Source organism: Streptomyces spororaveus (genome assembly GCF_016755875.1).
GTDB classification, from domain to species: Bacteria; Actinomycetota; Actinomycetes; order Streptomycetales; family Streptomycetaceae; genus Streptomyces; species Streptomyces spororaveus.
In genome coordinates, this window is sequence record NZ_BNED01000001.1 from 36,017 (window position 1) to 43,829 (window position 7,813).

Genomic DNA, 7,813 nt, shown 5'->3' on the forward strand with positions numbered 1-7,813 from the left:
GGGGGTCAGCGCTCGGGCTTGGGGGGCCGCTGCATCAGCGCGGCCGCGGCCTGGTCGAGGGTGACCTTCTCGTGCAGCAGGTCGGAGATCACTTCCGTGATCGGCATCTCGACCCGGTGGGCGTGTGCGAGGGCGAGGATCGCCTCGGCGCTCTTGACGCCCTCGGTGGTCTGCTTCGTCGCGGTGGTGGCCTGCTCGATGCTCAGGCCCTGGCCGAGGTGGGTGCCGAAGGTGCGGTTGCGGGAGAGTGGGGAGGAGCAGGTCGCCACGAGGTCCCCCAGACCGGCAAGGCCGGCCAGGGTCGCCGGGTGGGCTCCCATGGCCACGGCCAGCCGGGTGGTCTCCGCCAGGCCGCGGGTGATGAGCATGGCTTGCGCGTTGTGGCCCATTCCCATGCCGGAGGCGATGCCGACCGCGAGGGCGATCACGTTCTTCACGGCGCCGCCGAGCTCGCAGCCGGTCACGTCGGTGCTGGTGTAGGGCCGGAAGTACGAGGTGTGGCAGGCCTGTTGGACGCGGTGGGTGGCGTCCTGGTCGGGGCAGGCGATGGTCGCGGCTGCGGGTTGGCCGTTCATGATCTCGCGGGCCAGGTTCGGGCCGGACAGCACCGCGACCCGCTCGGCGCCGATGCCGGTCACTTCGGTGATGACCTGGCTGGCCCGCAGCCCGCTGCCGACCTCGATGCCCTTCATCAGCGACACGATCACGGTGTCTGTACCGATGTGTGGGGCCCAGGCCGCCAGGCTCGCCCGCAGGGACTGCGCGGGGATGGACAGCACGAGGAAGTCGGCACCGTCAAGGGCTGCGGCCGGGTCGGTGGTGGCCGTCAGGTTGTGCGGCAGCTCGATGTCCGGGAAGTAGCCGGGGTTGCGGCGGGTCGTGGTGATCGCGTCGGCGATCTCGCTGCGCCGCGCGTGCATGACCACGCTCGTGCCGGCGTCCGCCATGATCTTGCCCACCGCGGTGCCCCAGGATCCGGCCGAGAACACCGCCGCACGGACGCGGTTCTGGGTCACTGCGGGGTCCTCTCGATGGACGCGGGCCTGCCGGGCGGGTGGCTGAGCTCGGCCATCCTAGCGGCCGTTTCCGGGCTGTCCGGGGTGCGAGGAAGGCGCCGCAGGGTCAGTAGGACCGCCCGCCGTCTGGGCAGGGTGGGAAGCACCTGGTGCGCCTCGTGGAGCATCGCCTCGGCGGCCGCCTGGCCCAGCTCGCGCCGCAGATCGTCGCCGTGGGCGATCCACAGCCGGTAGAGCCGCTCCCACACCGCGGGTTCCTGGGGCCTCTCATCCAGGTGCTCCTGGGCCAGCCCGGCGGCTGCCACCTGCTGGTGCCATGCCGGTTCCGCACCGCGCCGCAGCGCCCGGGTGACGAGCAGGCGGCCGCCGGGGGTCAGGGCGCGGCCGAGTTCGCGTAGCGCCGCCCCTCGGTCGGCCGCGCGGCCGAGGGCGTCCACGCACACGATGCCGTGGGCGTGAGCGGTGGGCAGGCCGGTGTTCTCCAGCTCGGCGACGCGGAAGACCGCGCGATCGGCCCTGGCGGCGAGGAAGTGGGAGCGACGGGCGGCGGCTTGGGCGACGGCGACGGGTGAGAGGTCGAAGCCGTCCAGGCGGACGGCGAGAGCACGTGCCAGCCACAGACCGATACCGCCGGTGCCGCATCCGGCGTCCACGAGGAGCTGGCCGGGGCTCATGCGCAGGCGGGCGGCCATCAGCCCCAGCAGGGGCCAGTCGCAGGAGCTGGAGGCCGCAACCTCGGCCGGGTAGTCCTCGCCCATCGCCTCGGCGTACAGGCGGGCAACGAGATCGGTGCGGGCCCGAGCAGCATGGAAGGCGTCGTACTGCGACGAGCGCGTCGTACCGGGCGCGAGCGGCGCCACAGCCGTGGCGTGTTCGGTGTTCACCGGGGCATCAACCTTCCGATCCGTGAGCGGGTGCCTGGGCAGATCACCTGCACGGCGTGAACGAGACCGCCGGTGGCCGACAGGTCGAGGACCACCGGTTCGTGCCCGGTGACGTGAGCTATCCGGCGGGCCACGGCTCTGGCCTGCTCGGTGAAAGTGCCGCCGACTGGGGCGAATCGGGCCGCCGCCTGCGGCCACGGCGCAAGCCCTGCGCTTGGTGCCGGGCGGAAGGCGATGGCGTCGAAGCTGCCCGGGTCGGAGGGGAGGTCGTCCCGGGTCCCCGCGATCGCGGCGAGGCGCGACTGCGCCGCCTCAGTCACCGCCCGCGTGAACGCGATCGCCGGGCTGCCGTGGCAGCCACCGCCGGCGAAGACGACCGGGTAGTCCTCCGACCACAGGTACGCCAGACACACCGGCAACCCGTACGGACCGTCCACCAGCGAGATCTCCAACGACATGCCCGCAGCCGCCAGCCGCCCGATCACCTCCCGGCCGTGCGGGTCCTCAACCGTCCCGGGCGCGATCAGGGTGCGCTGGCGCCCGCCCACCTGCCCGTCCCGGTACAGCACGTCGCGCTCCACCACCTCGAACAAGGCGTGCAGCAGTGCCTCGTCCCGGGTATTGCCGCACGCGAGTCCGGTGCTGGTGGCGCGCCACACATCCGGGGTCCACGCGGGCCGCTGCGCCCGGCGACGGACCAGGTCGACCGGCAGCAGAACCGTCGTCCCGCTCACCACAGCGGTGCCGGCTGCCCAATCCCATCGCATCCGGGTCAGGGCACGTTCGGGGTACGGGGCAGTCTGGGGGAGCGCGGCCAGCGGGCAGCCGGGGGCGACTTCGGCGGCCGGGCCGTAGGCGATGACTGGCAGCGGCTGCTCGACGTGCCACAGCTCGATCGCTTCCATGACGGCCGACAGCTTCGCCAGCAGAGGCGTGGCGCCCTTGCCCTGCGCGGTGGTCAAGGTCCGCGATGCCGGGCGGATCGTGGTGAAGACCGGAAGGCCGATGCAGTCCAGGCCGGTCAGGTCCGCGACCCGGGTAATGCCGAACTCGGGCAGGTGCCCGGCCACAGCGGCCCAGGTCTTCTCGGGCATCCGGGCCCGCACCGTGCCGGGCAGCGCCAGCGTTTCCTCAACGTACGACACCGGCCGCCTCCCTTCTCGTGGTCTCCTCCAGGAATCCGGGCACCAGCCGTTTGGCTGCCTCCACGGCACGCGCCCCGCACACCAGCCCCCGCGCGGACGCCTCCACGTCGAACTCGCGCTCCAGGCAGCGCCACACCCGCAGCAACAGGGCGCGTGCGGCTTCCTCGCGCACCGCTGCTGCCGAGAACCCCGGGCGCTCGCGCCGATACCGGGCGAGGGCATCGGCATAGCAGGCGACGGCCTGGCGGTCGTGTACGGTCTCGCCGGCCAGGAGCACCGCCGTGGTCCGTTCGTTGCGCAGGTCGACTTGCGGATGGAAGACGCGGTCGGCCGGGAGATCCCCGTCCGAGACCCGGGCAAGCCGTTCGGGCAGAGTTAGCCCCGGCCCGCCGTCGGCGGGATGCTGTGAGAGGTGTTCGAGGTAGGCCGTCCACTTCTCGCGGAACGTGGGGTCGAAGACCTGCTGGTAGACCAGGCGGTCCTCGGTGGACAGCGCGGTCCCGTCCAGGCGTTCGCGGGCGAAGGCGTTGGACCAGCGCCGGAAGTAGGCCGTCTCCCACACCGGCGCGGGGCCGGAGCCCGAACCGGTCGTCGGGCCGGAGCCGAGCGCGGTCCGTACGGCGGCGAGCGCGTCAACACGCTTGAGGTCACCGAAGTACCGGTCCTGCTCCCGCTGCCTGGCCAGCCAGTCGACCAACGCGCTCTCGCCCTCGCGCTGGCACACCGCCCGTACGGCGGCCCACGTGCGCTGGGGGTAGTAGATCGCGCGCAGCGCCGCGAGGAGCGTGGTAGCCCGCTCGGCATCGATGACCCCGGCGGATTTGGCGAGCGCCAGGACGTGCCGCACGTTGACCAGCGGCCACGTCAGCGCCGTCGACGTCCCGTCCGGGGCCTGCCCGACCGCCACCTCGTCATCGCCGTCGATGTCCCCGCGGACGTAGGCGGCGTAGACACTGCCGACGCCGAGCATCCCGTACGGCGCGAGCTCGGCCGCCCGCAGCGCACCGATGCTCGCGGCACCGATCACCCGGACTCCCCGGCCCATCGCCTCGAGGATCTCCTTGTGCCGCAGCGCCGGCGCCTGGTGATACACCCCGTCGATGATCAGCGCCGTGTCGCCTGCGCGAATCGCGCTGTCGAACAGGTCGCCGTGCCGGACAGGCGGCCACGGCCGTACGCCGGGTAGGGCAAGCTCGGACCGTGGCAGGGTCGGCCCGACGAACACGTGAATCACTGCAACCTCCAGACGGGTCAAAGAGCGAGGGGCGCCCCTCCCCGGGCCCCAACGGGGCCGAGGGGAGGGGCGCCAGGTCAGGACGCGGGAGAGGAGACCTACTCCTCGTCCTCGACGTCGACGGCAATCACCACGGGGCCGGTGATCTCCTCGATGTGCTGCGCGGGCGCCGGGATGCTGGCTGCGGCGATACCGGACTTGGACTTCTCCATTGGGCTCTTCCTTCCTTGCCGATTCCGGCACGGGCCCACTGCCCGAACCGTGTGGTGCCGCGGACCGCACGGGTTCTCCCCCGGCGGCCCGCTTGCCCGCCCCTGGCCGGGGCGGGAGCTGTGGAGTTCAGCCGCCGGTGAGGGGGCGAACCTCGTGTGCTTGTGCTCCGGACCGTGACCGTGGGGACAGGCCGCTTACGGGGTGCTCTGCCTCCAGCCGATCCAGTGCGCCGTACAGGGCCTGGAGGAGGCGGGCGCGGTTTTGCGCGTGGGCGAGGTCACCGCACGGGGATGCCGCCGCCGGCGACAGGCGACGGTTCGCCTCGCCCAAGGAGTAGGTGAGGAGCTGGCGAAGTTCGCAGTCGTCCGGCAGCCGCCCGATCCGGTCCGCGAGTTCGTCACGCAGCAGCCGCGCGTGCCCGGTCAGCTCCAGCACGGCGAGCGCGGTATCCGCCACCGGCGGCACCGTTTCCGGCGTCCAGGCCAGGACGGACGCGGCCAGCCGGAAGTGCGGTTCGCGGTCGAGCGGCAGCTCGTGCCCGAGTCGCCCGTCGGGATCGTGTACGACGCTGTGGAAGCCGCTCATGGGTGTGTCACTTCCTTTGGAGAGACTCCGACGGACAGTTCGGTGGGATCGGTGGCCACAACGAAGAGGCCGTGCCTCAGCAGCCACGTCCACTCGCGGTTCCAGTCAGCCCACCGGTAGCCGATGTGGGCGAAGCACGGCACGACGAGCCCGGTGACCGCCTGGGCCTGAACCGTGCGCCGCACCCGCAGCCACCCCGACCGGTTCAGGTCCGCGCCGAGCGGGCCGACGTCCACCGCCGCGCAGCCGGCCGGAACGTGCCAACCCTGTCCGGCGGCGTAGGACCGCAGTTCGTCCAGTACCCGTAGGGAGTCGGCCTCGGACGGGACGACGGCGTACACCGCCACGGCGCCTATCGGTGCCGCCCCCACCCCGGACGGCACGAGGGCGCTGAGAGCGGCAAAGGTGTCCGGCATGAGGGCCTCCCGAGGCTGGCGTTCGTGTCCCAGGTCCACGCAAGCAGCCGCCGTACGGCGGGTTCGACGCCGCGGCGATGCAAGAGCGATGTAATTGCCGCCCAGGCGGGGTGAAATGGGCCCGACTGGCGGGCATGTCCTGGGCGGGACCGGTACGGTCTCGGCATCCACCCGCCTGGATATGGAGATGGAGCATGGCCGGCAGACGGCATCCCCCCAACGCCCAGCTGCGTTCCGTACGCGAGCTGGACTTGCAGATGTCCCGAAGCGAGTTCGCCAAGTTCGTCGTCGACACCGGAGCGAGCATGGGGGAGAACGTCGGCTGCACCGCGCGGCTGGTCGCCGCCTGGGAGGACGGGGACGTGACCTTGCCCCGAGCCGTATACCGGCGGATCCTCACCCAGATCAGCGGCCGAGCGATGTCGGAACTGGGCTTCACCGCCACACCGGCCCCCGCCACCGCGACGACGAGCCACCTGTCGCAGGCCTCGGTGGACCGCCGCGATTTCCTGCTCGACGGCGCCGGTGCCGCCCTGGCGCTGCTTCCTCTGCCCGCGGAACGGACCGGCCGGATCGGGGCCGCCGACGTCCGCACGGTCTCGCGGACCGTCACCGCCATCTACGCCCACGACACCGAGCACGGATCGGCGCAGCTGCGCCGGTCCGCGTCCACCGCGATGCACACTGCCTACCAGTGGTTACAAGACGGCAGCTACACCGAACGCACTGGGCGCCAGCTGCGCATCGCCACCGGCCATCTGTCGGTCGCGGCCGGATGGCTGTCCTTCGACTCCGGCCGCCCCGCTGACGCGCGCAGCCTGTACGGCGAAGCCCTCGCCGCGGCCCGTATCGCTGACGACCTCGCCCTTGAAGGCCACGCGTTCGGGTGCCTGTCCCTGGTCGCCAAGGCATCCGGGCGCCCCCGTGAGGCCGTAGCCGCCGCCCAAGGCGCCCAGAGCGCGGTACGCACCTACGGATCCGCCCGCATGCTCGCCCTCATGGCCATGCGCGAAGCCGGAGGCTGGGCGCTCCTCGGCGATGCCGACGCCACCGACCGGGCCATCGTCCGCGCCCACCACCTCTACGCCCAAGGCCCCGCAGAAGCCGACCCCGACTGGCTCACCTTCTTCACCCCCGCCGAGCTCGCTGGCCTCGAAGCCCTGGCCCGTGCCGACCTCGACCAGCACGAGCGAGCCGCCGCCGGCGCCGAGCAGGCCGTACTTCTGCACGGCGACCAGTTCGCCCGCAACCGCGCCCTGTATCTGGGCGACGTCGCGATCCAGCATGCAGTGAGGTCCAGACCCGAGCCCGAAGCCGCCGCCGAAGCAGCCCACCGCGTCCTGAGCTACCTCCCCGACGTCCGCTCCGACCGGCTGCTCCGCCAGCTCCACAACGTCGCCGGCGCCTTGCAACGGCACACCGCCGTCCCAGCCGTCGCCGACTGGCTCGACGCCTACCGCACCACCACGGCCAGCAGCTAGGAGGACAAGGTGACCACCCCCAGCACCAGCACGGACACGGTGATCCGCACCTACGGCCCGGGCCAGGTCCCCGCCCTGCTCGACGTCGCCGCCGACATCTGGGCCGACGCCCACCCCGAACTCGTCAGCAACCCCCAGGCTGCCACCGCCGGGCTGTCCGTCCCCGCGCTCCGCCGCCAGATCACCGGCCACCTCCGCCACGAAGGCATCACCCTGGTCATCGCCTACTCCGGCGGCACCCCCACCGGCATGGGCTACGCCTTCCCCTGCACCGCCACCTACTGGTTCGGCACCGACCTCCTCCCCACCGTCCCCGAAGCCGCACGCACCGAACGGCTGATGGGACTGTGCGAGCTGGCCGTCCGCCAGCCTTGGCAATCCCAGGGCATAGGAACCCGCATGCACCAAGCCCTCATCACCGCCATCGCCCCGAACTGGTCCTCCCTGCTCGCCCTGCCCACCAACGACCGAGGCCGCCAGCTCTACACCCGCCTCGGCTACCAGTACGCCGGCCCCTACCGCAACACACCCGACGGCCCCGAGTTCGACCTGCTGCTGCTCCACGTCGAGCCCGCCTGAGCCAACAGCCTCCGGCGCCTGGCTCTCTTCACATCGCAGGGCCTCTGGACAGCCACCGTGTAAGCACAGCTGCAACCGAGGCCGCGCTGGCCGACAGCTATGTCGGATGTCAGCGCAGGAGGAGGGCTTCGGCAGCAGGGTGCTCAACAGCTGGGCCGTCTCCGCGTCCTCATTCCCGTGATCGACAACCACGGCAACGCCAGCACCTGACGGCAAGGCCCTCGCCGCACTCCAGCGCACATGGCCCTACGGTCTGATCA

At 72.0% G+C, this 7,813-nt stretch carries 8 protein-coding genes; 2 read left to right on the forward strand and 6 right to left on the reverse strand.

The genetic code is table 11. From position 1 onward, the window contains the following. Nucleotides 1-5: 5 nt before the first annotated feature. From Sspor_RS00180 to Sspor_RS00205, 6 genes are all read right to left on the reverse strand, one after another. Entirely contained in the window at nucleotides 6-1,016 is a 1,011-nt protein-coding gene (locus tag Sspor_RS00180) for an NAD(P)H-dependent glycerol-3-phosphate dehydrogenase (RefSeq protein WP_202197116.1), read from the reverse strand. Continuing rightward, nucleotides 1,013-1,900: a class I SAM-dependent methyltransferase gene (locus Sspor_RS00185; RefSeq protein WP_237403555.1), complete on the reverse strand. Its 888-nt coding sequence runs from the start codon at nucleotides 1,898-1,900 to the stop codon at nucleotides 1,013-1,015. The genes Sspor_RS00180 and Sspor_RS00185 overlap by 4 nt, the downstream gene beginning before the upstream one ends. Then, entirely contained in the window at nucleotides 1,897-3,045 is a 1,149-nt protein-coding gene (locus tag Sspor_RS00190) for a YcaO-like family protein (RefSeq protein WP_202197117.1), read from the reverse strand. Before Sspor_RS00190 ends, Sspor_RS00185 begins: the two co-directional genes overlap by 4 nt. Further along, nucleotides 3,032-4,138: a TfuA domain-containing protein gene (locus Sspor_RS00195; RefSeq protein ID WP_237403556.1), complete on the reverse strand. Its 1,107-nt coding sequence runs from the start codon at nucleotides 4,136-4,138 to the stop codon at nucleotides 3,032-3,034. Before Sspor_RS00195 ends, Sspor_RS00190 begins: the two co-directional genes overlap by 14 nt. A gap of 480 nt (nucleotides 4,139-4,618) precedes the next feature. Then, nucleotides 4,619-5,077: a DUF6415 family natural product biosynthesis protein gene (locus tag Sspor_RS00200; protein WP_202197119.1), complete on the reverse strand. Its 459-nt coding sequence runs from the start codon at nucleotides 5,075-5,077 to the stop codon at nucleotides 4,619-4,621. Continuing rightward, the gene (locus Sspor_RS00205) at nucleotides 5,074-5,493 is read right to left on the reverse strand and encodes a hypothetical protein (RefSeq protein WP_202197120.1); all 420 of its coding nucleotides are present in this window, start codon (nucleotides 5,491-5,493) and stop codon (nucleotides 5,074-5,076) included. The genes Sspor_RS00200 and Sspor_RS00205 overlap by 4 nt, the downstream gene beginning before the upstream one ends. Before the next feature lie 194 nt (nucleotides 5,494-5,687). Between Sspor_RS00205 and Sspor_RS00210 the strand changes: the two genes are divergently transcribed. After that, nucleotides 5,688-6,974, forward strand: a complete 1,287-nt coding sequence (locus Sspor_RS00210) for an NsdA family TPR-like regulatory protein (RefSeq protein ID WP_202197121.1) — start codon at nucleotides 5,688-5,690, stop codon at nucleotides 6,972-6,974. Between the two features lie 9 nt (nucleotides 6,975-6,983). Continuing rightward, nucleotides 6,984-7,553, forward strand: a complete 570-nt coding sequence (locus Sspor_RS00215) for a GNAT family N-acetyltransferase (protein ID WP_202197122.1) — start codon at nucleotides 6,984-6,986, stop codon at nucleotides 7,551-7,553. Nucleotides 7,554-7,813: the final 260 nt, after the last annotated feature.